This is a genomic window from Endozoicomonas sp. OPT23 (genome assembly GCF_009653635.1).
Taxonomy (GTDB): Bacteria; Pseudomonadota; Gammaproteobacteria; order Pseudomonadales; family Endozoicomonadaceae; genus Endozoicomonas_A.
The window spans coordinates 191,004-215,142 of sequence record NZ_PPFD01000009.1 but is presented as its reverse complement, the minus strand read 5'-3'; the positions used below and the strand labels follow the sequence as shown (position 1 = coordinate 215,142).

The window sequence follows — 24,139 nt, the reverse complement described above, 5'->3', positions numbered from 1 at the left end:
TATCAGGAGCCTTAGCCATGCGTGATGAGTTAATAGAGCTGCAAACTCAGGTGGCCTATCAGGAAGATACGGTCAGTCAGTTAAATGATGTTGTGACACGACAGCAGCAGGAAATTGATTTACTCAGAAGGGAAATGGAGCAATTGAAGCAGCAGATGATTTCTCTGTCTACGGCTCCGGAAGGTGGACAGGATGAAGCGCCGCCTCCTCATTATTAGGCTCTGGTGATTAAGAGCCGACTATTAAGTACCCGAACATATGAATTTATAAGCTATATCCCCGCCACCGGCGGGGATATAGTCGTTTAATATTCGATTACGTGCGTCTACGCACTTAAAACGGGCGGATAAAAAAACGGGACTGCAAAAATGCATGTCCCGTTTTTGTAACGACTGATTAACGCTCTACATTATCGGCCACGTGCTGCGGCAATAACATCTTCAGCCTGAAGACCTTTATCTTTATCAACAACGACAAACTCGACACGCTGCCCTTCAGACAGGGTGCGATGACCTTCGCCGCGAATGGCACGGTAATGAACGAACACGTCGTCACCGCTATCACGGGTAATAAAGCCGAAGCCTTTGGATACGTTGAACCATTTAACGGTACCTGTTTCACGGCCAGAGTCGGAGTAGTCGTCATACTGCTCGCCGCTATAGCTGCTACCACCAAGCCCGGAAAGCGCATGGAGCAGAGAGCCTGCAACCAGCAAAATAACGGTCAGCTGATTCAGGTCCATTCCCAGTTCGAGTTGCTGACCAAAAGCGACGGTGGCACTGAGTACTGGAGCAGCGATTAGCAGAATGCTGCCTGTCGTTTGCAGGTAGGCTTTGTTGCAGTGGTAAAGGCTCAGATAACTGCCCAGCAGCAGGTTGACCAGCGCGGCCGTCAGCAACAGCATAGAGTGTGCTGAAATGGCAACAGCTTCGCCAGTGAAAACAGTCAGAATTGACCCTTCAACAGCCAGGGCGGCCAGTGACAGAAGCCCTGTCAACGTGTGAAGTAATTTAAGATGTTTCAAGTACAGTGTCCTTTTGGTTGTTATCATTTAGTGAAAAACAGGCTGGCAGGCCGAAGAAAAAATACCGGCCATCCTCGCACAGAACATCGGAAGTTCATTGTACCCATGTACCAATTAAACAAACGGCACAGCTGAATAAATAAAAGTCTCAACTGTGTGACAGGTTATTGGGAGTAATGTTCCTCATACAGTGAAATCCAACACCATATATTCGCTAATGTAACTCTATAGCGCAACTATCTCAAATCCTATCTATGCCTTGTAAATAAAGGGCTGCAGCAAATGCAGTAATTGCTCAAAAAATGCTCGCATAGGAAAAATACACTTGTTATAGTGATTTCAGATGTTTCAAAAGCCTGTTTTTTCAGGCTCTGTGAGGTCAGGGAAGTAGATGTTCGGTTGTACCGGGCTCGCCTCCTGTGAAGCATTAAATCCGCCTGGTGTAGTGGCAGATCGCATTCGCAACCGCGGAAGTAAATACTACAGGGATAACCATCAGGAGCGTTAAGCATGGCAGCTAAAAAAGCAGCAGCTATCAAGGATAAGTACAGCAAAACCCAGATCGTTTCGGAAATCTCCGAAAACACAGGGCTGACCCGGAAAGAAGTCGGGGCTGTAATGGACGAACTCAGCGAACTGGTTGAACGTCACCTTAAAAAAAGAGGGTGTGGTGAATTCACTCTCCCCGGTCTGTTAAAAATCGTCACCCGTAAAAAACCGGCAACCAAAGCCAGGAAGGGTGTTCCGAATCCATTCAAGCCCGGTGAACTTATGGATGTGCCCGCCAAGCCTGCCAGTACTCAGGTAAAGGTCAGGCCTCTGAAAAAACTGAAGGAATTCGCAACCTCCTAATTTTTTTCTCAAAAATCCCACCCTATAAAAGAGAGGCTTTTTAGTCTCTCTTTTTTTGTTTTAAGACCTTGTGCCAGTAAGTCTGTGGCCGATCAATTATTAATCATTAATATAATAAGTTATTGAATTGTAAGGAAAAATTACACTTATTTTACTTAATGTATTTATTTCATTTGCGGTAACTACTCATTAATATGCGGTCTATCGCATAGAGGGGGTGATGCCAGATTGGGGTTTGGCATCGTGTGAATCGTGCTTGTTGACGATGTGTCTGGTGTAAATGCCAATGACGCGGTTGAGAAGAATCACTCAACATGGAACAGCACTATTTTGGAGTAGTAGAAAAATGAAATTATTTGCCAAGAGCGCACTTTGTGCAGCAGTTGCGACCAGTGTATTTGCTGCTTCAGCACAAGCTGAAACATCTTCTTTTGATCCAAGCCTCGAGCTGACCTATAAAAACTATTACTGGAAGCAGAAGAACAAGGTTGATGCAGAAAAAGGTAAGCCTGAGTACTATCGTGACTCATGGGTTCAGGCTCTGGTAGCTGATTTCGATACCGGTTATATAAATGACTCGATCGGTGCTGTTTTGACCTTTGGTGTTGCAAACAAAATTGATGTAAAAGGCCCGTCCATCACTAACCTGGGCTCAAACGGCAATGCAATCTCCGGCTTTCAACAGGCTTACCTGAAAGGCAAGCACAGCTTTGGTGATGTCGACGTTAAAGCTGAATACGGTGTGAAGAAGCGTGGCTATGAGCTGTACGGTAACTCGGGCTCCCGTATCCTGGCTGCAAGCTCCTATGGTGCAGACCTGTCTGCGGAATATAAAGACCTGAAAGTCTACGGCGCAAGAATTACCGGTGCCAGTAACCGTAACCAGTCTGCTTTTCAGCGAGACCTGGAAATTGATGGTAAGAAAACCAATGTCGTACTGGTTGGTGCTAACTACAAGATCGCTGGCGTAGGTCTGACAGGCGAACACCTGATCGTTAAAGACTACCTGAAGAAAAATTTTGTAAAAGCAGACTACACCTTTGACCTTGGCGGCGACCTGAAGCTGGCAACAGACGTTCGTTACGGACAAGCTAAAGATGGTGGCTCACTGCTGGCTGGTAGTGATTACAAGTCTTCTTTTATCAACACTAACGCTACCTTGAAAAAAGGTGACCTGTTCGTAGGTGTTGGTTATAACACGGTTTCTGACGGTGACTGGAATGACGGTGTTGGTGGTCGTGGTAATGCCGGCTCTTATCCGTCTTCAGCTTCACAGTGGAACGATTACAATAAAGAAGGTTCAAAGACTTACATCCTGACTACAGGTTATAATTTTGCCGGAGTTGGCGTTCCAGGTTTGAGTGCAGACATGACATTTGCAGTCAGTAAAGATGCCAAGAATTATACTGACTATAAAGGCCGTGACTTCATCAGCTATGTTTCCTACAAGTTCGATGGTCAGCTGAAAGGTTTGTCTCTGGCCTGGTTGCACGCTCAGGACAACTATGAAGGTACTGCCAAGTCAGGCAAAGAGGATGATAATATCAAATCCCGTGACCGTTCTAACCGTTTCTATCTGAAGTACACCAAAGCTATCTTCTGATTGCTTAACGAAGAAAAAGCTTAAAAAGAAAAACCCGGACAGTGAGTCCGGGTTTTTTTATGGTTGCAATATATAGGGTGTCGCGGTGCCAATATGGGTTAATTATCGCGATCCATCTTTACCCACTGGGACTTCTCAGCACCGTTGGCTGATGCCTTGATAACGACAGAACTGATTCCACCAACAAAGTTGAAATCAGCACGACCATGATCATTGGTCATTTTTTCAGCTTTAAGCATTCCGCCGTTTGTCATCATCTGAACTTTGGCGTTATCAACAGGCTGACCATCCATATAAACCCTGGCAGTTACACCGTTGAAGTCGTTGGTTGTAGTGTACAAACTCAAACTTCCGGCTTGAGCACTGGCAGCAGCAATAGACAGTACGGCGGCGGAAAAAATATGCTTGATGTTTTTCATGAGAGCTCTCCTTGTCATACGTAATGCATAACAGATTTTAGGTACATCATGGGTTCCAACTGTTTAGCAAGTGGTTTATCTGTGCGACTCTGAAAAAATTTAGAGTTTTCCAAAACTGCTTTAGATCAAAAAAACCACAGTAAATTTGAGAGTAACTGCTTGTGAGGAATCTGCCTGCAAAATGCTGGCGATATTAATGATCAAAGGCAGTAAAAATGGGCTGGCAGGCTTGATTTTGAAGGCGTCTGATAAATGGTGCACAGATGACTTACTGGTCAGCAAAATAAAAAATTGTCAATAAATTATCCTTAACTTACTGAATGCATACATATATTAACTGACTACTTGGACAAGAGTACCTATTGCATTTCGGTTGATACTGTATAAGAATCGATTCCCGTGATAGGGATGGCGGTGCTGAATTGGGGTTAAGCATTGCAATGTAGTTGTTTGTAACAACGTATCCCGCACGAATAACACGGATACTGCTGTAAAGCTTTCTTAAAGTTTTTTACAGAAAGACGCAGCGTATCGAACACCATACTCGGAGTAGGTTCACAATAATGAATTTTTTTGCTAAAAGCGCTCTGTGCGCAGCTGTTGCTTTCGCTGGTACTGCCTCTGCTGACATCAAGCCTCTGAACGCTGACCAGTTCAGCATCGGCGGTGAAGTTACTGCTGGTGGTTACTACGAATCAGAAAAAGGCACAGCTAACACTGGTGCTACCGAGTTCACTCTGAAGAACTCCTACAAGAATGGCGGCATCGTTGGTTACGTTGAAGTTGACCTGAAAGCCAAGTGGGGCCAAGAGCTGGACGGTACCGTTAAGGGTCTTGATCGCGAGATCACTTCCGACCTGGACAAAGCATGGATCGGTTATGACTTCGGTTTCGGTACTCTGTCTTACGGTGTTGAAAACGACACTGCTCTGGACAAGGTTGACGGAAAGGGTGACTTGACTGTTGAGTTTGGTAAGAGCGCTAACGATGCTAGCGACAAATTTAACGTTGTTAAGTTCCAGGGTTCTACTCAGGGCGTAGTATACGGCATCTCTTACTTCGAAAATGAAAAGAGCAAGCTGGCGGCTGACAATAACGACCGTGGCTACAACGGTTACGTTGGTTACGAAGCAGGTGTTGTAAACGTATACGTTGGTCACGAGAAGAAGCGTAACGAGTTCAAGACTACTACTGTTACCGGTAATGCTGATCTGGGTGTTGCTAAAGTAGGTGTTAACTACTGGACTGAGAAGAAGAACAACGACGCTGAAACTACTAAAGGCTACTATGTTTCTGCTGCCAAGTCCTTCGGTGAGCTGACTCTGGCTGCTGGTTACAGCGATCCAAGCAACAAAGCCAAGCACGACACATTCTTCAACGTAAGTGGTGAGTACACTCTGAGTGCTAACACCTACGTTGTTGCTGACGTTAAATTCGGTAAAGAAAAAGCTGATACCGACAAGAAACGTCAAGACGTATACGTGAAGGTTGGTTACACTTTCTAAGACTGAATTGTCAGGTTTAACCTGATATTCAATCAGCCGGATAATCGAAAGGCTATCCGGTTTTTTTACGTTTGTAGAAAAGTAATAGAAGTATATGCAAGGCACAAAAAAGCCCCTGCCGAAGCAGAGGCTTTATAGAGTTAACGATTCTAAAGGGTTTTAGAATACAGAAACTTTGTACTGAACGATTACACGTGAGTCAGTAGTTATCTTGTCGTCAGCAACGTTGTCCTGATCGTTAGTGTTTTTCGCGTATCTTAAACGAGCAGACAGACCTTCAAGCTGAGGAACTGCGTACATCACATCAATGTTGTACTCATTCTCATCACCGCCTTCATAGCTGCCTTTTACATACTTGGCAGAAGCATTCAAGCCAGGAACCATTTCACTGAAATCGTAACCAGCTTTTATGCCCCAGGCTTTCTGGCCTCTGGCATCAAAGTCAGAAATTTGAGAGGCGTTGTAGCCAAAGTGGCCAGTACTGTCTTCACCGCCTGTCCAACTGTCTTCGTATGAGCCCAAGGTTGTGTCCTTGACCTTGGTGTATGCTAAGCCGAGTGATGCGGAGCCTAAGTTGGCACCAACTTTCACGCCGAATGCATTCTGTGAAGTATCACCGGTACCTTGGGCATCTTTGGCTGCACCAATCGCGCTAACCTTGCCATAGTTTGCTGCGAAGTTGAGAGTAGTACCTTCCATTTCGGTAGCAAATGTGGCTTCAATCAGGTACTTCTTGGCAGCATCAGCTTGAGTCGCATAGTCAGCTGCTAATGTCATACCATTTCCGAAGTCGTAGGCAGCGCCAACAGTTTTGACGGGCTCTTTTTCTTCATCTGTGCCGTAGTTTTCAAATCCAGACTGAGTTTTACTGTTACCTTTCTTGGCCCATGCAGCATGAGCGGTAAGACCTTCGTAAGAAACGTTGCCGTAGAAAGCTTCAGTCAGGCTTGGCAGTACACGGCTGTCAGAGTCGTTAAGCAGAGGCAGGTTCAGGAACATACGGCCATACTTCAGTACGCCCATGTCAGCCAGATTGAACTTGATGGAGTAAGCGTTTTTGCCGTAGCTTTTAGCATTGTCGCCATCTTTCATCAGCAGGCCGACATCACTGTCAGCTGAAGCGCCCAGCTTCAGAGAGTAGTATGCGCCAAGATCAACACCAACAACATTTTCAAAATAGCCGGAAGAGTAATCTACACGAATACCTTGAGCCCACTGGTCATTAGAGTCTTTAGCTCCAGTATCAGTAGTGGTGTGCTTGTAGTAATTACGCAGCTCAATATTCAGGCTGGAATCGTCTACAAAAGAGTTGGCTTGTGCCGAAGTGGCGAGCAGGATTGCAGCGCTGAGTGCGCTGAGTTGTGCGATTTTCATTATGGTTCAGCTCCTTGCTGATAGGTGTGTGTTCTGCCCTGACTTCCGTCCTACAATACAACTGAAAATGCCAACGTACTGCGAAGTCTCCCCATAGGGCTTCAATGATTCTTATACAAACAGAAATGGGATGCAAGAGACGGGAGATAGAAAGTTAATATGTGAAATGGCTTCCTTGCCACAGATTCCCTGCTGTTACTTCAACTATTCAGGCGAATAGTCGGATCAGAATACACTGACGGTGTAGTCAACGATAAAACGCAAGTCGGTGGTTTTGTCGAAAGAGTAGCCTTTTTTATCAGTGTTCTTCATTTCGCTGATTTCTTTGTCAGCTTTGTGTTGAGCGTATTGCAGGCTAACGTTCAGACCTTCCAGTTCTTTTTGCTGGAATGCATAGGAAACAGCAAGGTTATGTTCGCTTTCCTTATACTTGCCATCAAAACCTTTCATACCTGAAGCCTTGATATCAGAACCTCTGGTGTAGCTGTAGCTGGCATTCAGACCGGGAACTCCAAGCTTTTCGAAGTTGTAGCCCAGTGAAGCCTGCAGTACTTTTTCACCGTTGTAGTTAAAGTCTGAAATCTGACGCTTGGTCGCATAATCAACATCGTTGAAATCACGACCGGAATCGCTGGCCAGTTGGTAGTCAAAGAAACCCAGAGCACCTTCTCTTTTAGCGTCGACTTTGCTGTAAGTCAGACCAGCAGTGATCATGTCGTAAGTCAGCTTGGCGTTAAGGACATACATCTTGGCGTCCTTGTCAAAACCACTGTCGCCTTTGCTGTACCATGCGTCACCATTTTCCTGAGCTTTGAAATACTGACCTTCGAGGAAGAGGGTAGTGTCTTCATCAATCGGGAAGGTGTAATTCAGGTTGGCACGGTACATCTTCAGGTAGTTAGTACTGGCTGCATAATCAAAGCCTGCACCAATACCGGATTCATGCAGATAGCTACCACCAACGGTGTAGATGTTGTCGATCTTGGTAGCATCTTTATGTCTGCCATCTTTACCGGGCTTGCTGCTGCTGAACTCTTCCATTTTGTCACTGTTATGAACGGAAACCTTGTTAGCCCAGGCACCGTAAACATCGACTTCACCCAGTTTCGCTTCAGCACTGGCACCCTGGAAAGTAGTAGGAATCAGTTTTGATTCGCCGGTCAGCAGAGGTTTGTTAATTTGAATCAGACCTGCGCGAGCCAGTACGTTGTAATTGCTGTCTCCAGCAAACGCCTTGATGTGCGCGAGACCGATTTTGCCAAAGCTGCTTTGATCGGCTTTAGCACTGTACAGACCTTTTTCTTTAACAAAGTTAACTTCGTCTTCTTTAAGGATGCCGGTGCCTGAACGGTTGTCTTTACCAATCAGCTTTAAGCCACCGTAAAGAGAGAAGTCAAAACCAATAGCAGCGCTTTCATTACCGAAGTAACCGGATTCGAAATTGACTTCGATTCCCTGTCCCCAGGCTTTTTCTTTGTTCTGGTTTTTAATTTTACGTTTTTCGCCATCAGCTTCTGTATAGAATTTCTGGTCGAAATTCTTTTTCTGACGATCCTGATAATAGTTTTTCAGTTTCAGACTGAGGTTATGCTCAGTAGGCAGTCCAGCTGGTATTTCGTTTGAATCGGCATTTGAGAAAACCGAGACAGATGAAAGAAGTACAGCAGCACTTGTCGCTGAAATCACGGCAAGTTTCATTAATCAACTCCTTAAGTCGGGACTGCCAGACAAGCTTCTCTGCCAGACAGTCTCTATTTAAAAAGTTGTTAAAAAACAAAATCTTTAAAAAGCAATTGTCTGGAATTTGGTTTTCAGAGCCCTGTTCTTATACAGTCCTTAGTGGTTTATGTTTAGGCAATAGGAGTGATGAAGTAAAACAGTGATTCCAGATTTTGCAAATGACAAAAAAGAATAAGAAGTTAAATAATTAATAGCAGAGATAAAATTAATCTTTTCTTGATTAATGCTCACGGTGAACGAAGGCATATAATAAGCGAATAAGTGATTCAAGGATGATGTAATGGTTGATAAGGATGGAAATAAGTCTAAGGGGCTGAATTCAAACGAATTATGGTCTCTTTTTCTATCAAAAGGTGGAACAGTCAGGCAGCTTAGATCGATATCGGACGAACATTTAGAGTCTATTTATCAGAAGGGATATGGCCATTTTGAAACGGGTCATTATAAAGAAGCTCTGACTATTTTTAGATACCTTGCCATTATGGATCACAGAGAGAGTCGTTACTTTTTGGCGATGGGCTTGTCTCTCAGTCACCTGAATCAGGACTCTGCCGCAATTGCACCCTTAGAGCATGCTACTCGATGCGATAGCCACGACCCAAGAGCGACTCTGGCTATGGTTGAATGTTTTATCAAACTGAAAAATAGACGGCTAGCAGAGTTGGCTCTCAGGGATGCGGCTAGAACATTAAAGTCAGTAAAAGGCTGGACAGAGGAAAGAGCCATTGCAGCCCAGTTACAGAATTTTCTGACCGGCGAAGCCGTTGGAGGAAAGCAATGACAAGTGGTGTGAATCCAAACACAGGGTCTTCTTCAGGTGCTGGCGCAGGTGGAACTACCGCTGTTAGCTCAAGTACGACAAACTCTCAAGTCAGTCAGGGGTACAGTGGTTCTAATTCTGTCTCGAGTACACCGGGTACATCCAATGCTGGAAGCAGTGTTACGCCAGCGGCACCAGGTACGAGCAATGCAACAAGCAGTGATTTGCTGCTAAGGGCTTTTGAAGCAAAGCTTGATGGCTTCAGAGCTTCTGTTCATGAATTTAACCGCCGTTTCAATGTTGATGACCTCTATGTTAATGACACTCAGTCATTACTGCTGATGATCAAAGGCATGATCAGTGATACTCAGGCATTAGCAGGTGCGGTTTCAGTTGATCAGAACTTTGGTACCAGAAGTACGCAGCAAATTCAGCGGTTAATCAGTGCTAACGATGCACTGCCACTGCGTGGCCAAATTGTTACTCGCACTGAAAGCATTGTCACTGAATCAGCAACCAGAGATGGAAAGACTGCCAATCTCAGTGATAAGCAAACCGAACGAACCACGGCTCAGCAGGATCGTGATGATGCTCAGGCTGCCGGTGATACCGATGAAGTCACACGGTTGACCCTGCGAATTCAGCTACTGGATCATGAAATTGCCAACCTGACTTCCGAAGTGACAACACTCAACCAGCAAATTGCCACGATGGAAGCAGAGAATGCAGCCGATCAGGCAGCATTGAAAAGTCTTAATCGTATATTGACTTCAGTCACTGAAGATTTCGTCAATGTTCAGGGCTTGCTGCAAAGAATAAAGCAACGCTTTGATCCGGCAGCGATGGAAACGGGTGAAGATTTGCGAGATGCCGTAGCAGAGCTGAATCAGCAATCGCAGATTGAGGCTGAAAAGAACGCTAAGAAACGGGTTAAAGCAAAAGAACAGGGTGAAAGAATAGGCCGTGATCAGCTCAGTAATGCTCAGCAAGTTGCAGATAATTTGCAGGAAGACGCTTTATCGGTCACCGATTTTTTATCAGAGTCTGATCAGGAAACCCTGAGAGCGGTGTTTGGTCAGGACGAAGCGCTGTTAGCTCAAATCATTGAAGAGCTGAATAATCCCGAGGTGTCAGCGCCTGACTCAGGTGCCGCTGATGGTATCGCTATTGCTCTGAGAGCGACTGTTCAGGATGAAGAGGCTTTAGAGCGAGTAGTAAACCCGGCAGCAGAAAAACAGTATGGCGATAATCTGAGTCTCGAAGGCGCGAGTAATCCTCAAATCTATGCACGTCTCTGGCTGGAAGCGAAAATGAATGAAGGTGCTGAAACCCAAAGCCGGAAAGAAGAAATACTGGTTGAAGGAGCGGAGTCAGAGCAGGCAGCTGATGATTCATTGGCAGAAATACTGCAGGAGTTGCAGGATGTGCCCCTGGATGTTGCAGGTGCTTTGGAAGAACAGCGGAATGCCGCTGCAGCCATCAGTCAAAAAAAACCTATTTAATGCCTCCAGATCAGTCAGAAGCAGTTAATGGCTGACCTTCTTTTCTCTATTACTCTTCAAACCTTGCGAGTTTTACGGTAACTGCCCTGCGGTGTTTTCCGCTTTCCCTGCTTTCAGGTATAATCCTCCGGTTTTGATAGTGGCAAACGAAGGGTAGAGCGGGTCAATGCCAATTTACGAGTATCAGTGTGGAAGTTGTGGCGAAGCTAAAGAAGCCATCCAGAAGTTCAGTGATGCACCGCTGACCGATTGTGAAAGCTGTGGTGAACCTGAGCTGAAGAAACTCCTGAGTGCTCCGGCTTTTCGCCTGAAAGGTGGCGGCTGGTACGAAACTGATTTCAAAGGCGGCAAGAAAAAGAACCTGTCTTCCAGCGATAGCCAGGCTCCTGCCGCGTCGAGTTCCAGTAGCGACTGAGTGTGTGAGCCGCCAGGCTTTTGATTGAGCCACGAGGCTTTTGATAAAGAGCTATTGGCGAAATATTGAATTTATGTCAGATACAGTACGTTAATTCATCGTTTTGTATCCAATCTGAATAGTCCCTGTTTTGAGGTATGTTATGCGCAGCCATTATTGCGGCGAACTGAATCTCTCCCATGATGGGCAGGAGGTTACCCTGTGTGGATGGGTACACCGCCGCCGCGACCATGGTGGAGTCATCTTCCTGGATATGCGTGACCGTGAAGGTATCACCCAGGTAGTTATTGACCCTGACACTGAAGAAGCCTTTGCTCTGGCTGACAAAGCCCGTAGTGAATACGTGCTGAAGATCACCGGTTTCGTACGTCCGCGTCCGGAAGGCACCACCAATGCCAATATGAGCACGGGTGAGATCGAGATGCTGGCCAAGCACGTTGAAGTGCTGAACGAAGCCCAGACACCTCCGTTCCAGATCGAAGGTTACACCGACGTCGGTGAAGACGTTCGTCTGAAGAGCCGTGTGATCGACCTGCGTCGTCCGGAAATGCAGGAAAAGATGATTCTGCGCTCCAAGGTGACCAGTGCTGTTCGTGCTTTCATGGACGCGCGTGGCTTCCTGGACGTTGAAACTCCGGTTCTGACTCGTGCGACGCCAGAAGGCGCCCGTGACTATCTGGTTCCTTCCCGTACCCATGAAGGCAAGTTCTTCGCTCTGCCTCAGTCTCCGCAGCTGTTCAAGCAGATGCTGATGGTGTCCGGTTTTGACCGTTACTATCAGATCGTCAAGTGTTTCCGTGACGAAGACCTGCGTGCAGACCGTCAGCCTGAATTCACCCAGATCGATATCGAAACATCCTTTATGGATGAAGCGCAGATCATGGGTACCACTGAAGAGCTGGTAAGACACGTATTCAGCAAGACCAAGGGTGTTGAGTTCGGTGAGTTCCCTCACATGACTTACGCTGATGCCATGAACCGTTACGGTTCCGACAAACCTGACCTGCGTATTCCGCTGGAACTGGTCGACGTCGCTGACCTGATGGCCAGCGTTGAATTCAAGGTCTTCAAAGGTCCTGCGGAAGATCCAAAAGGCCGTGTTGCTGCTCTGAAAGTAACCGGTGGTGCTCAGCTGTCCCGTAAGCAGATTGACGACTACACCAAGTTTGTCAGCATCTACGGTGCCAAAGGTCTGGCCTGGATCAAGGTAAACGAACTGGAAAACGGCGCTAACGGCCTGCAGTCCCCGATCATCAAGTTCCTGGGTGACGACGTTGCCATGCAGATCATGGAACGTCTGGGTGCTGAAAACGGCGACATCGTCTTCTTCGGTGCAGACAGAGAGAAGGTTGTAAATGAAGCTCTGGGTGCTCTGCGTTGCAAGATCGGTGCTGATCTGAACCTGTACACCAAAGAGTGGGCACCACTGTGGATTGTTGACTTCCCGATGTTTGAAGAAACAGACGACGGCAAGCTGACAGCACTGCACCACCCGTTCACCGCACCTTCCTGCTCTCCGGAAGAGCTGGAAAACAACCCTGTTACCGCACTGTCCCGTGCTTACGACATGGTTATCAATGGCTATGAAGTCGGTGGTGGTTCCGTTCGTATTCACCGTCAGGAAATGCAACAGACCGTATTCCGTCTGTTGAGCATTGGCGAAGAAGAACAGCGTGAGAAGTTCGGCTTCCTGCTCGACGCACTGCAGTACGGTGCACCTCCTCACGGTGGTCTGGCGTTTGGTCTGGATCGTCTGGTTATGCTGCTGTGTGGCACCGACAACATCCGTGACGTTATCGCCTTCCCTAAAACCCAGTCTGCGGCTTGTCTGCTGACTCAGGCTCCGGGTGAAGTGGACGGTAACCAGCTGCGCGATCTGAACATCCGTATTCGTCGCGACCCAGCTTCTGCTACCAGTCACTAACGGGTTTGGAAAGCTGATGATCATGCTCCAGTGTGATCGTCAGCATACAGTGGCGGTAAGTAATTGATATTTATACCGGCCGTTTAGAGATTGTTGAAAACAGTATGTCTTCAATGCTTTTTTACGGTCGGTTTTGTTTTGAGATAGGGGATATTTCCTATGGCAGGTCATAGTAAATGGGCCAATATCAAGCATCGCAAAGCGGCTCAGGACGCTAAGCGAGGCAAGATTTTTACCAAAGTCATTCGTGAGCTGGTCGTTGCTGCAAAGCAGGGCGGCGGTAACATCGAAGATAACCCCAAGCTGCGAGCAGTGGTTGATAAGGCGCTGGGTGCCAACATGACCCGCGACACCATCAATCGTGCTATCGCCCGTGGTGCCGGTGGTGATGATGATTCCAACATGGAAGAAATCACCTACGAAGGTTACGGTGTGGGTGGTATTGCTGTGCTGGTTGAATGCCTGACAGACAATCGAAATCGTACGGTTGCTGAAGTGCGTCACGCCTTCTCCAAGCATGGTGGCAATCTTGGAACCGACGGTTCTGTTGCCTATATGTTTGAACGCAAAGGGCAGGTTTTCTTCGAGCCGGGTCTGGATGAAGATACGCTGATGGAAGCGGCTCTGGAAGCAGGCGCTGAAGATATCGTTATGCACGACGATGGTTCGGCAGAAGTCGTAACCGACTGGACCGAGTTCATGGCAGTGAAAGACGCTCTTGAAACGGCTGGTTTTACAGCGGCAGGCGGCGAAGTTGCCATGATCGCTGAAAACACGACTGAACTGGATGCTTCAGGCGCTGAAAAAATTCTGAAGCTGGTTGACCGTCTGGAAGACCTGGACGATGTTCAGAATGTTTACACCAATTCAGAGATTTCTGAAGAGGTGATGGCTCAGCTGGGCTGATACCTGGCTGATAAATATGTAGCTCAATGCATTGGGCTACATATTTATTGGTTGTTATATACTTTCTTTTTCCAATATTCTTTTTCAGTGCATGCGTCATAATCCGTTAATGCAGGTGTGGCCCAATGCTGCTTGTAAAATCGGTGCTGAATGACATTGATTACTTCCTGAACATTCACATTATATTCTTGCAGTAGCGCTTGCTTATCCTGCAGAGCTGACAGAATGTCTTTTAAGTATGATTGAATGAATGGCGGTGAATCTTGCACGGCAGAATCATCTGTAACTGCATCAAAGGACATTATTATTTGCTCAGCCAGCCCTACATCTGGAAAGGCTCTGTCGCAGAGGTCGTAGCTGTAGCCCATATCACCAAAAGGAGTTTGCTCGAGCTCGTAAATCAGCTTGCTCTTATAGCGTGTCAGTTCGTTTCGATCTTCTAATACATCTTGGTCTGAAAGTGGTAATAGTTGTTCTGATTGGTTGTTTATCACTTTGAGAGCTTGAGCTCCTGCACTAGCTTGTATCTTATGTAATATATGGAATGCCTTTCTTTGGTTCAGAGGTATCGTATTGATTACTTTGGTATGAAACAGGTCATGCCTTAGGGTAAGTGCAGTGCCAGGGTATGTCTGATGGGGGGTGAAGAAGTTGGATGTGCACTCAGGGTGGTAAATGCTGCCTGCATTGTCTCCGTTCAGCCTGTGTTGAATCAGAGCATCCCAGTCCATAGAGCCATAAACCGGAAGAAAGTCAGGCTTTGATGTCAGGTTTGGCAGTTTTTCAAGGAAGCGGTTAATAGAACCGAACACCAGGATATTGTCGTGATAGAAGTGGAGTTCAGGCAAAGCAAGACTCATTACTCCAAAGAAGTAGAGAATTTTGTAACCTTCAAAGCCGGACTTTTTTTCAACACACTTCTGAGACGTTACACTTTCAGCGCACTGCTTAATTGAGCTTTTTAAATCAGCGAAGAAATCTTTGTAAGAATCATCCAGCGTGACAAATGTCAGCCAGTGCCCAAGTTTCTTGCTGAATGGTCCCCTTCCTTTGACTTGAAACTCTTTGGGTAAGTGACTTTTTATTTTCTGATATTCTTCAGACTGTTCGAGCTGGTCAGGACGATAGCGTGTGATCTTCAGAGTGGGAACTGTTTGAGGGGCTGATGTAAAGTGGCTGCTGGCTGTTTTGAAATCACTTTTAATGTGCAGCCAGTCCTGTATTTCCAGGAATTCGTGGCGATCGATCAACTCGTTTTGGTAAGCATACAAAACCAGATTAAAACTGACCTCAGTATTAAACAGAGGGTGCTCCCATAAACCACGTCGAGCGGCATTAACAAGCAATTGAGCTTCATCTGCAAGGTGATGTTGGTGAACTACTGTGCGGATAGGATCATCTGCCAGAGTGTGCTGTAGAAGTTTTTCCTGAAGTTTGTCGGATGCGTGAATATTGAAGCTGGCCAGAGCAATTGCGGCTGATGTTAGTATTATTCTAAGCACTGTTGACCTGTCTGATTAAGTCATATTAATTCTGTTTGATAGCGACTGATGAGAAAGGTTCAATTTTTCGACTCATGCGGGTGTCATGGAGGGGGTGGAAGAACAGAGGAAATAATCTCTTTGTTGCAGGCCTCAAGGGCTGTAAGCCCACACGTTAAAGCCAATCAATAGCATAAACAGCAGGGTGATCAGCCCGGTAATCAATAGTATTGTTCTGTATGTATCTCGCATAACCATTTCCAGATCCTCTGCTGCTTCATCTTAAGTCTCGGCACCTGTATCTCACAGGCCAGTTTGGTAATCCCGTGTTCGTGAATTGTTGCCGTGTGTGTCCCTCTATGGCGCTTCGTGCAGGCTAGAATTCTGTATAAATGTACAGTATTCTGTTTTCAGTACTTATTTTTACAGACAGAGAAAGACGACTGAATGGCCATATTGATGGGCATAGATCCAGGCTCAAGGATTACCGGTTACGGATTGATCGAAGAGGTTGGCAATAAATTACATTACGTTGCTTCTGGTTGCATTCGTATTAAGGATGCGCCGCTGCCTGAAAAGCTTCATCAGATTTATGAAGGTATCAACACCATTATCGAACATTACAGCCCGCAATCCGTAGGGATTGAGCAGGTGTTTATGTCTCGTAATGCTGATTCGGCTCTGAAGCTTGGGCAGGCAAGGGCGGCGGCCATAGTCGCAGCGGTTAATCAGGGTGTGGAAGTCTCTGAATATTCAGCCCGTCAGGTTAAACAGGCCGTAGTAGGCAAAGGTTCTGCGGATAAAACGCAGGTTCAGCATATGGTGAAATCCATTTTGAACCTCAGCGATACACCTCAGGCTGATGCCGCAGATGCTCTGGCCGTGGCGCTTTGTCACTCCCACACCCGTGCCAGTCTGGTTCGAATGGCTGGGGCTACGGGCACTCGAAGAAGGCGTCTGACCAGTCGCTAAATGCCACCTTTAAAGTCGGTGGCGTATAGTCCTAGAAAGGATAAGTACAGAGATGAAAGGCCGCTGTGCAAAGTACCAGGTCCAACAGTTGTTGTGACGAGTAGTTTTTGCGCAACTGGCGCCAGATGCCCGGAGCAATACTGTGCTTATGATGAAGGCAATCGGTAGCAATCAGTAGCAGTCGCTCATGGCGATTCCAGCCGGGAGCCTGATTACCGTCAGAAATCATCTGGATATCACTGTCGCGCATTCCGGTATCCGTAGCGCAGAGGGAAATCTCAGGCAGCAGATGTCTTGCCTGACACAGGTGAGCACTGCGAAGTGCAACCATAGCCCTGTCTCTGAGAGGAATACTGGAATAACCCTGCATATAGCTGGTAAAACTTCGTTTAGGCTTTTCGAGCAGAGGTTTACCTTGATGAGCAGGTTCTTCCAGAGCTGTCAGCAATAACTTCTGGGCTTGAATAAAGGGAATGGGAATAGCTCCGCCTTCAATGGCCGGGTGGTATTCACTGGCCAGTCCTGCTTCGGGAAGCAGCTGCCAGAGGCACTCCAGAAAGGGTTTCAGTTTTTTCATGCGGACTTCGCTCGCTTATTGTTTGATTCTTAGAGAGCAGGCGGGGTTAGTTGGTTCAAGACTAACGTTGTTATGTCAGTGCTTCTGACCGTCTGGTCAGGGCTTTGAAAGATTCGGGAAAGGATATGATTGGAAGAATTCGAGGCGTTCTGGTTGAGAAACAGCCTCCTCACCTGATGGTGGAAACCAATGGTGTGGGCTATGAAGTGGAAGCGCCTATGTCGGTGTTCTACAAGCTGCCAGAGTCGGGTGTTGAAGTGATGCTCTATACCCATTTTGTGGTCAGGGAAGATGCCCAGCTGCTTTATGGCTTCAGCAGTAAGGATGAACGAGAGCTGTTTCGAACCCTGATCAAGGTTAACGGTGTAGGCCCCAAGCTGGGGTTGACGCTGCTTTCAGGTATTGAGGCAGAAGCGTTTGTTCGCTGTGTTCAGGAAGGGGACAGTGCCACGTTGGTGAAGTTGCCGGGTGTTGGTAAGAAAACCGCTGAACGTCTTATTGTTGAAATGAAAGATAAGCTGGATAAGTGGCAGTCAGCCCCGCTGCTGGATGGTAAACCACTGATTGCCGGTGGTGAAATGGCTGCAGCAGCCCGCGATATCGAACAGGAAGCCAGCTCTGCACTGGTAACTCTTGGTTATAAGCCGCAGGAAGCGAGCAAAGTCATCAGTAAACTTTATAAAGATGGTATGACCAGTGAAGAACTGATTCGTCAGGCACTAAAGAGCATGATCTGACGCTGGCGGCTTATTTCTTGTGCAGGGTTACCGATGACTATGGAAAGAGTCTTCAGTGGCCCTGATATGCCAGTTACCCTTCCTCCCTCTAATGGGCCGGTAAACACATCTCTACGCTCACGAATCAAGCAGCGGGTGCAGCGTTCAGCACTCTATCGCTATTTTATCGTGAAACCCCTAGCGTTCTTTCGGACACACCTGATTGGCAGGTTTACTCGTAACAGCGATGGCGCTATCAGGGTGGAAAAAAACATTTTCTTCCGCCGACCGGAAAAAGTATCTGTGAAACCACCAGGAACAGCTCCTCATACTGACCAGCCAGACTCAACGCTTGAGGCTACTCCCGAGGATATGGAGGTTTATCAAGGTCGATCCCCCAGACTTATAAGCTTAAAGAAACTTCTGGGTAAAGGGGGCAGTGGCGAGGTCAGGGAAGTTGATACTTCGGAAGGAACCAAGGCTCGTAAAACCTTGAAGGAGGGAAAGAAAAGTAAAGAACTGGATGATGAATATCGAATCCTGAAAGAGTTAAATCACCCCAATATCCTTAAAGTTGATGAAATAGATCCTTCAGAGCCCACTGTCGCTATTAGTGAGGATGAGGAAACCGAGCCCGGTTTTGTCATGGTTGACGAGGTTGATATGAATGCAGTGGCTGGCTTGCAAATGGACAAGGCGGATAGCTCATTACGTGATGCCGTTGGAAAACTGAATAGAGCTGAGGCTCTTAAATACGCCCGACAACTGACGGATGCTCTTAATTATCTGAATGGTCAGGGAGTGGCCTGGTTGGATATCAAGCCAGATAATATTCTGGTCAAAAATAGAAAATTACTGCTGGCGGATTTCGGTGGTGCTGTGAAATTTGAGCCTGGAACCGCCATCAATTTGAAAAAGCCCGGAACAGGCTTCTCGACAACTTCTGTCTACAGTTCCCCAGAGCTTTGGGGGAATTATCTCGCCAAACAAAAAACATCAGATCTGGATGCCTCAAAATGCATGAGCTGGTCGCTTGGCATAACACTGGCTGAACTGCTGACTGGCGAGCGGGTATTTAGAAAACAGCACGTGATGAAAGCGGTTTCTGATAAGCCTGCTTTGGATGATAAAGATCAAAAGGGCAGTAAAAAGAACTACAAGCCGGTTGGTGATATCCAGTATCAGCAGGTTATTGAAAGCTATCTGGCAAAACATGGAGGAGTTCTTGGCGAGCAAGTTGTGCAGCTGCTGAGTTCACTATTACAACCAGAGCCCTCAAAGAGAATGTCACTTTCAGACGCAATGAATGTGCTTGAACGCCTGCCAGACAGGTAGAGCTAGTAAGGTGCACCTGATTTTACTATGGATAGCTAAATGGTAACCTTGATGTATTACTACAAGGCTTTGACATGATAGAAGCAGATCGATTGATATCTTCCTCTGAGCGCCCCGTTGATGAGGTGCAGGATCGGGCTATTCGTCCAATTAATCTGGAAGATTATACCGGGCAGCCAAAAGTCCGGGAGCAAATGGAAATATTTATTCAGGCTGCCCGTAAGCGTGGCGATGCTCTGGATCACACTCTTATTTTTGGCCCGCCGGGATTGGGTAAAACAACACTGTCTCATATTCTGGCCAACGAAATGGGCAGTAATATACGCTCAACGTCGGGTCCTGTGTTGGAAAAAGCCGGTGATCTGGCTGCACTTCTGACCAATCTTGAGCCTAACGATATTCTTTTTATTGATGAGATTCATCGTTTGAGTCCGGTGGTTGAAGAAGTGCTTTATCCAGCCATGGAAGACTACCAGCTGGATATTATGATTGGTGAAGGCCCTGCAGCCCGATCCATCAAGCTGGACCTGCCTCCATTTACTCTGATTGGTGCAACCACACGAGCCGGTTTGCTGACCTCTCCCCTGAGAGATCGTTTTGGTATCGTTCAGAGACTGGAGTTCTACAACATTAAGGATCTGACGCATATCGTTAGCCGTTCTGCCAGTATTCTTAGTGTTGGTATTGAAGAGGAGGGTGCGATAGAAATCGCCCGTCGCTCTCGAGGTACACCGCGTATTGCCAATCGTTTGCTCAGACGTGTTCGTGACTACGCGGAAGTGAAAGGCGACGGTCTGATCAGTAAAGAAATAGCTGATACCGCTCTGGATATGCTGGATGTTGATGCCTGTGGTTTCGATCATATGGACAGGCGGCTTCTGCTAGCTATGATCGAAAAATTTGATGGCGGTCCGGTGGGTGTTGATAGTCTTGCAGCGGCGATCAGTGAAGAGCGAGATACTATTGAAGATGTACTGGAACCCTATTTGATTCAGCAGGGTTACATGATGAGAACGCCAAGAGGAAGGGTGGTTACCAGGCATGCATACCTGCACTTCGGTTTGGATTATGAAGAGTAGTCTTCGGAAGTAAAAACGTTTATTTAGCGGTCGTCATTTTCCTGTCTGTGTCTGGTCAATGGCGACCAGACATTAATAATTAGAGCTTATATTCACTTATTATAAGTGCATTGAGCCAGCCTTTTCAGTTGTTACCCGTCTTTCGCATTTTTCATTATCTACACAGTCCCTCACTTATCAACTATCTTCAGTGTCCAACTGATACCAATGCGTATCTGTGTCAGGGCTTGCAATGGCTCATGGACTTCTGGATGAAACATCGTCGTATAAAGTCTTCACTCTCCAGCATAATCAGAGCACTCTGTTTTGGACTGCTAGTGCTTTTGTTCAGCGCCAACAGCTCAGCTGGAAATTTGAAAAAAATAGAGCAGCTCTATAGAGGGCTACTGAAATTAAGTGGAGATCAGGGTTTTAGAGATTTCGTTTCCAGCTTAAGTCGTGATCAGCACGCAGTAAAACCGGGTAAGCCCTATAGAGTTGTAATTACCAACCCATCCGAGCTTTCGGGAGGTGTTATTTCCGGGTTGTTGGTTTCTTTTGATCCGGACAACTCCGGAGGGGCCATGGACACGCCGGCTCAATCTCCTTTGCATGGAGGCTGGAGCTCTGCTTCACCCTTTCCAGGCCCTTCTTCAGGGAATGCAGGCGCTGGTGGTCATGCAGGCTCAGGAGTGGTGACGGGCTATCAGTATCTGGCAGGAGAAGGAGTAGATTCCTCGAAAAGGGGGTTGAGGATGGGGTTTCTTGAAATGACTCCGGCGCACCGTAATCTGCCAGACATTTATCTGAAGATCAGAAAATCTCTAGCTTCTTCCACTCGCTTTAAAACGGGCAGAGATGGCGAAGCTCTTTTTATCTCTATTCCAGTTCCCTCGGATGGTCTGCCATACCCTCTCGAATTCGAAATCAAAGTCGGTATGGCTTCTCTAAGTGGCTTGGAAGAATTGATCGATATCGACAGTGAATATCCAGCTATAGCATGGCAATGCACCGATCAGGAGACTGTAAGCCAATTCCTGGATGATTTTGAGCAGGGGTATTTTCCGGATAGCGCAGCAGACAGTGAGTGGGTAGATGTCGAGCTGGGTTCAGGTATTTCCTCCCAGGTGACTTGTTCCGCTTACTTTTTGCGCTCACTTGCTATTAAAAGAACTCTGATGACCTGTGATTCTCTGGCTCAAGCCAAGCAGGTCATCATAGCTGCAATGGCTCATATATTGATTCTGAAACTGGTGGGTATTCCTGTTGCTCCAATCAGGTATACCTATGTCAGAAACAAGACGACAAGAATGTATGCGATCTATGCGCTACAGCGAAGATATGACTCAAGCCAGTTTGCGGATAGCATCTTGACTGATTCTCAAGTGACTCTTGATGAGAAGAAAAAGCTCATTGACCAGATGCTTGAAATGCTGCAGAAATGTGATTCCTATAACGCAACTCAGGCTCTTGAAAATAATGAAAGTGAAAGCGCTTTTACAATAGCGATTGACCCTAATTTTCCGAATTTTTGTCAGCTTGATGAAGGCCTCTTTTCCGCAGACTTTTCGCCCTTCTTTATGATGGTAACAGGTGATTTTTTACGAGCAAATCAGTTTGTCGTAGACATGGAAATGCCTGGGCGAGCTGAGCTTTTTCGTTCAATGTGCAGTAATCCGTTAATGACCCATACATTTTTTCTGACTATGTTGTGGCGGGAGTGGCAGAAGTATCAAATCATAAAGCTAAAAAATGATGAAGGCAGGCTCGTGGATGAGGTGACTGCCTCTTTGGCTGAGATTATGCAGGAAGTGTATGACTACGCACTGGAAAGAGTGAATGGTCTGCCGCATATTCGGGTGGCTATCAGAGAACTGGAAGAAGTTGCTGCTTTTGACCGCTGCAGAGCAGAGCAGGCAAGTATTTGTCGTTCTCCCGCTGCTCGTTTGTTGGAGTTGATGCAAAACCCGAGGGCAAGAATGTCATGCTGGTATGCAGAGGCCTGCAGGAGACATCATCGGATCCAGTCCCTGTATTCCAGAGTTTTTGACCCGGAGGAGGAGCTTCAAAGACTGCAATCTGCGTGCCCATGGCCGTTTAGTCATGAAAGTTATTCTACTTATTTGAGTGCGCTAAGGGGGATGGTAGAAGCCGCTGAAGATACGGATAGAGAAACGCTATTAGGCGCCTTGCACTATCAGGCGGGCAATATACCGGACAGTAATATTCGTATACAGTCCTCTATTGTGGAGGAGTTAGGAACACAGATTACCGAGAGGTTAAGCAGGAAAAAACAACCAATAAATGCAGGGAATTCTTCAAAAGGTGTTGATCGTAGTATTCTCAGTGATCATGAACAGACACTTTTTTTTCAATACTCACTGAATATTCGCTTTATTGCTGATGGGGTAAGGGAGGGAACACTAACTCAGGCTCTTATCTCTGCTATAAAAAACTGGCTTTCAAAAAATGACCTGTCAGAAGATTTATTATCTTTCCTGGACGACTCTTCCACAAAAGGTATGAGGCTTGCCAGTGATCCTGTTCCTGTATTTTTGAGGTCATTGGCAGAGCACCTGCGTATTAACTTTGACGTTATTCTTGTCTATCCTGACCGTAGACTTCAGCCTGCAGCCGTCAGATATACCTTTAGCGGTAAAACAGTTTCAATCAGTCATTTAAAGAACTATGAATCCATACGTGACCTGGCGAGAAGACCGAATGTTTTGTTGCTGTCAAGTCGACGAGTAGGTAACGATCAGCCAGCTACTGCAGGTAACTGGAGCAATATTGAGCTGGCTGAAGAGGCTGAAGCCGAGAGTGAAGTTCCGGCAAGTAAAAGAATAAAGGTCGAGCCATCTGAACCAGAAAGTCTGGCTTCCCTTCGGCTTCAGGGCATGAGCGCCGTTTATATTGCTGGTGGACGTATCAGAACGGGGGTCGCTTGCGCATCAGCTCAAGAGTTGATTATAAGGGTGATCACTGCTGCTACGAATTATCTGGATACAGGACATATCAGAGATCTTCCCTGGCGGAATGTGGAGGCAGCTATTTTAAGCAGGCTACCAAAAAACTTGGTACACCGGTGTGTCGATGTACCTTCAGGCAGTATGCTATCGGTTCAACAATTGATGATCGCTTTTCTGGACTATCTGCATCAGACAAACAGGTTCAGGAACAGAAAGATCCAGTTCATCAATATTGTGTTGCCTGCTATAGATTCAACGTTGGATAGCCCAAGGTTTGCGATCTGGACTTATGGTCGGAAGGGTAAGCATCTTTATGAAGTTAGAAAGCAGTTTCTGTACGGTGTAAATGTTGAGGAGATTGTTCAGCAAACCAGCCAGCAAAATGGAATTGCCTTTTTTGTCGATACACCAGCGACACCGGTTGCCAGTTTTTTAGCTCCTGCAGGTGAGCAGGCTGTGGAAAACTGGTGGCTTATGACTTCTGAGCCTTCTGAAGACTTCGATCTTGCTCAACACTCTTTACCCGACTCTCAGGCAGTGATGGGTGATTTTTTGCCTCCAGGTGATTCAGGTCACTTCGCACCATTTGAAGTATTACCCAATTCACAGGAGGTTGGATTTGGTGGGCAGACGCCTCCTGATGCTGGAGAGGGAGCTGCTGAGGACGGTGATACAAGTCATACACAGTCCGTTCAAAACGAAGATGAGTTTCAGCCAAACAACCAGGATGATGATAATGAGCTATCACCTGTCATAAGAAATAAAGACATTCGAAACAACGGAGGTATGGGAAGAAAAAGAGATGCTACTTCGTTTGAGCTTAATGTTCTTGATGCTGGTGAGGAGGCATTATGGGTCTTGCCAATCATAATGGGCTCTTATTTCGGGCAGATAAAAAAAACAACGCATAGTCCCTGGTAGTCTGAGCTAATATTAAAAAACCTTGAAATTAAGATAATTTAGAATCCAAACTGACTGTGTCAGTTTTTCTGAAGAATCTGGGTTAA

The 24,139-nt window shown here is 46.5% G+C and carries 19 protein-coding genes and 1 pseudogene; 14 read left to right on the top strand and 6 right to left on the bottom strand.

The annotated features are described in order from the left end of the window. Positions 1-17: 17 nt before the first annotated feature. Positions 18-218: a SlyX family protein gene (locus tag EOPP23_RS20370; RefSeq protein ID WP_153767822.1), complete on the top strand. Its 201-nt coding sequence runs from the start codon at positions 18-20 to the stop codon at positions 216-218. A gap of 191 nt (positions 219-409) precedes the next feature. Here the strand turns inward: EOPP23_RS20370 and EOPP23_RS21870 are convergent. Then, positions 410-622: pseudogene (locus EOPP23_RS21870) on the bottom strand (cold-shock protein); the annotation flags it as partial. A 912-nt stretch (positions 623-1,534) separates the two neighbouring features. Here EOPP23_RS21870 and EOPP23_RS20360 point away from each other — a divergent pair. Further along, positions 1,535-1,876, top strand: a complete 342-nt coding sequence (locus EOPP23_RS20360) for an HU family DNA-binding protein (RefSeq protein WP_153767821.1) — start codon at positions 1,535-1,537, stop codon at positions 1,874-1,876. Between the two features lie 346 nt (positions 1,877-2,222). Beyond that, a complete protein-coding gene (locus EOPP23_RS20355) occupies positions 2,223-3,479 on the top strand; it encodes an OprD family outer membrane porin (RefSeq protein WP_194842694.1) in 1,257 nt (418 codons plus the stop codon). 98 nt (positions 3,480-3,577) lie between these two features. Here EOPP23_RS20355 and EOPP23_RS20350 read toward each other — a convergent pair whose 3' ends face one another. Continuing rightward, entirely contained in the window at positions 3,578-3,898 is a 321-nt protein-coding gene (locus EOPP23_RS20350) for a hypothetical protein (protein ID WP_153767819.1), read from the bottom strand. A gap of 563 nt (positions 3,899-4,461) precedes the next feature. Between EOPP23_RS20350 and EOPP23_RS20345 the strand changes: the two genes are divergently transcribed. Next, positions 4,462-5,403: a porin gene (locus EOPP23_RS20345; protein ID WP_153767818.1), complete on the top strand. Its 942-nt coding sequence runs from the start codon at positions 4,462-4,464 to the stop codon at positions 5,401-5,403. A 159-nt stretch (positions 5,404-5,562) separates the two neighbouring features. Here EOPP23_RS20345 and EOPP23_RS20340 read toward each other — a convergent pair whose 3' ends face one another. Beyond that, positions 5,563-6,777, bottom strand: coding sequence for an OprD family outer membrane porin (locus EOPP23_RS20340; protein WP_153767817.1), 1,215 nt, complete (start codon positions 6,775-6,777; stop codon positions 5,563-5,565). A gap of 225 nt (positions 6,778-7,002) precedes the next feature. Then, the gene (locus tag EOPP23_RS20335) at positions 7,003-8,475 is read right to left on the bottom strand and encodes an OprD family outer membrane porin (RefSeq protein ID WP_153767816.1); all 1,473 of its coding nucleotides are present in this window, start codon (positions 8,473-8,475) and stop codon (positions 7,003-7,005) included. A 322-nt stretch (positions 8,476-8,797) separates the two neighbouring features. Between EOPP23_RS20335 and EOPP23_RS20330 the strand changes: the two genes are divergently transcribed. The 5 genes from EOPP23_RS20330 (at position 8,798) to EOPP23_RS20310 (ending at position 14,024) form a co-directional block, all read left to right on the top strand. After that, positions 8,798-9,298 (top strand): hypothetical protein, encoded by a 501-nt coding sequence (locus tag EOPP23_RS20330; protein WP_153767815.1) that lies wholly within the window; start codon positions 8,798-8,800, stop codon positions 9,296-9,298. Beyond that, complete coding sequence (locus EOPP23_RS20325) at positions 9,295-10,779, top strand: hypothetical protein (RefSeq protein WP_153767814.1); 1,485 nt, start codon at positions 9,295-9,297, stop codon at positions 10,777-10,779. Before EOPP23_RS20330 ends, EOPP23_RS20325 begins: the two co-directional genes overlap by 4 nt. A 166-nt stretch (positions 10,780-10,945) precedes the next feature. Beyond that, a complete protein-coding gene (locus EOPP23_RS20320) occupies positions 10,946-11,194 on the top strand; it encodes an FmdB family zinc ribbon protein (RefSeq protein WP_153767813.1) in 249 nt (82 codons plus the stop codon). 142 nt (positions 11,195-11,336) lie between these two features. Then, on the top strand, positions 11,337-13,118 hold the full coding sequence (gene aspS / locus EOPP23_RS20315; protein ID WP_153767812.1) for an aspartate--tRNA ligase: 1,782 nt from the start codon (positions 11,337-11,339) through the stop codon (positions 13,116-13,118). Positions 13,119-13,277: 159 nt separating this feature from the next. Continuing rightward, positions 13,278-14,024 carry a YebC/PmpR family DNA-binding transcriptional regulator gene (locus EOPP23_RS20310; protein ID WP_153767811.1) on the top strand — a complete coding sequence of 249 codons (747 nt, stop codon included), beginning with the start codon at positions 13,278-13,280 and terminating at the stop codon, positions 14,022-14,024. Positions 14,025-14,068: 44 nt separating this feature from the next. On the opposite strand, the gene EOPP23_RS20305 is transcribed toward EOPP23_RS20310, so the two are convergent. Beyond that, positions 14,069-15,526, bottom strand: a complete 1,458-nt coding sequence (locus EOPP23_RS20305; RefSeq protein WP_153767810.1) for a hypothetical protein — start codon at positions 15,524-15,526, stop codon at positions 14,069-14,071. Positions 15,527-15,952: 426 nt separating this feature from the next. On the opposite strand from EOPP23_RS20305, the gene ruvC reads away from it, so the two are divergent. Next, on the top strand, positions 15,953-16,477 hold the full coding sequence (gene ruvC / locus EOPP23_RS20300) for a crossover junction endodeoxyribonuclease RuvC (protein WP_153767809.1): 525 nt from the start codon (positions 15,953-15,955) through the stop codon (positions 16,475-16,477). A gap of 31 nt (positions 16,478-16,508) precedes the next feature. On the opposite strand, the gene EOPP23_RS20295 is transcribed toward ruvC, so the two are convergent. Beyond that, entirely contained in the window at positions 16,509-17,054 is a 546-nt protein-coding gene (locus EOPP23_RS20295; protein WP_153767808.1) for a hypothetical protein, read from the bottom strand. Between the two features lie 125 nt (positions 17,055-17,179). On the opposite strand from EOPP23_RS20295, the gene ruvA reads away from it, so the two are divergent. The 4 genes from ruvA to EOPP23_RS20275 all read left to right on the top strand — a co-directional run bounded on the left by ruvA (position 17,180) and on the right by EOPP23_RS20275 (position 24,053). Continuing rightward, positions 17,180-17,791: a Holliday junction branch migration protein RuvA gene (gene ruvA / locus EOPP23_RS20290; RefSeq protein WP_153767807.1), complete on the top strand. Its 612-nt coding sequence runs from the start codon at positions 17,180-17,182 to the stop codon at positions 17,789-17,791. A 33-nt stretch (positions 17,792-17,824) separates the two neighbouring features. Continuing rightward, positions 17,825-19,105, top strand: coding sequence for a protein kinase (locus EOPP23_RS20285; protein WP_153767806.1), 1,281 nt, complete (start codon positions 17,825-17,827; stop codon positions 19,103-19,105). A gap of 74 nt (positions 19,106-19,179) precedes the next feature. Then, a complete protein-coding gene (gene ruvB / locus EOPP23_RS20280; protein ID WP_153767805.1) occupies positions 19,180-20,184 on the top strand; it encodes a Holliday junction branch migration DNA helicase RuvB in 1,005 nt (334 codons plus the stop codon). A 353-nt stretch (positions 20,185-20,537) separates the two neighbouring features. Further along, positions 20,538-24,053: a hypothetical protein gene (locus EOPP23_RS20275; RefSeq protein WP_153767804.1), complete on the top strand. Its 3,516-nt coding sequence runs from the start codon at positions 20,538-20,540 to the stop codon at positions 24,051-24,053. The last annotated feature ends 86 nt before the right edge of the window (positions 24,054-24,139 follow it).

Excerpts from the sequence above, each read along its gene's own strand:
- EOPP23_RS20345 (WP_153767818.1), top strand. The coding sequence starts at position 4,462 with ATGAATTTTTTTGCTAAAAGCGCTCTGTGCGCAGCTGTTGCTTTCGCT.
- EOPP23_RS20320 (WP_153767813.1), top strand. The coding sequence starts at position 10,946 with ATGCCAATTTACGAGTATCAGTGTGGAAGTTGTGGCGAAGCTAAAGAA.
- EOPP23_RS20355 (WP_194842694.1), top strand. The coding sequence starts at position 2,223 with ATGAAATTATTTGCCAAGAGCGCACTTTGTGCAGCAGTTGCGACCAGT.
- EOPP23_RS20360 (WP_153767821.1), top strand. The coding sequence starts at position 1,535 with ATGGCAGCTAAAAAAGCAGCAGCTATCAAGGATAAGTACAGCAAAACC.
- EOPP23_RS20330 (WP_153767815.1), top strand. The coding sequence starts at position 8,798 with ATGGTTGATAAGGATGGAAATAAGTCTAAGGGGCTGAATTCAAACGAA.
- EOPP23_RS20340 (WP_153767817.1), bottom strand. The coding sequence starts at position 6,777 with ATGAAAATCGCACAACTCAGCGCACTCAGCGCTGCAATCCTGCTCGCC.
- EOPP23_RS20350 (WP_153767819.1), bottom strand. The coding sequence starts at position 3,898 with ATGAAAAACATCAAGCATATTTTTTCCGCCGCCGTACTGTCTATTGCT.
- EOPP23_RS20285 (WP_153767806.1), top strand. The coding sequence starts at position 17,825 with ATGACTATGGAAAGAGTCTTCAGTGGCCCTGATATGCCAGTTACCCTT.
- EOPP23_RS20295 (WP_153767808.1), bottom strand. The coding sequence starts at position 17,054 with ATGAAAAAACTGAAACCCTTTCTGGAGTGCCTCTGGCAGCTGCTTCCC.
- aspS (WP_153767812.1), top strand. The coding sequence starts at position 11,337 with ATGCGCAGCCATTATTGCGGCGAACTGAATCTCTCCCATGATGGGCAG.
- EOPP23_RS20370 (WP_153767822.1), top strand. The coding sequence starts at position 18 with ATGCGTGATGAGTTAATAGAGCTGCAAACTCAGGTGGCCTATCAGGAA.
- ruvB (WP_153767805.1), top strand. The coding sequence starts at position 19,180 with ATGATAGAAGCAGATCGATTGATATCTTCCTCTGAGCGCCCCGTTGAT.
- ruvC (WP_153767809.1), top strand. The coding sequence starts at position 15,953 with ATGGCCATATTGATGGGCATAGATCCAGGCTCAAGGATTACCGGTTAC.
- ruvA (WP_153767807.1), top strand. The coding sequence starts at position 17,180 with ATGATTGGAAGAATTCGAGGCGTTCTGGTTGAGAAACAGCCTCCTCAC.
- EOPP23_RS20310 (WP_153767811.1), top strand. The coding sequence starts at position 13,278 with ATGGCAGGTCATAGTAAATGGGCCAATATCAAGCATCGCAAAGCGGCT.
- EOPP23_RS20325 (WP_153767814.1), top strand. The coding sequence starts at position 9,295 with ATGACAAGTGGTGTGAATCCAAACACAGGGTCTTCTTCAGGTGCTGGC.
- EOPP23_RS20335 (WP_153767816.1), bottom strand. The coding sequence starts at position 8,475 with ATGAAACTTGCCGTGATTTCAGCGACAAGTGCTGCTGTACTTCTTTCA.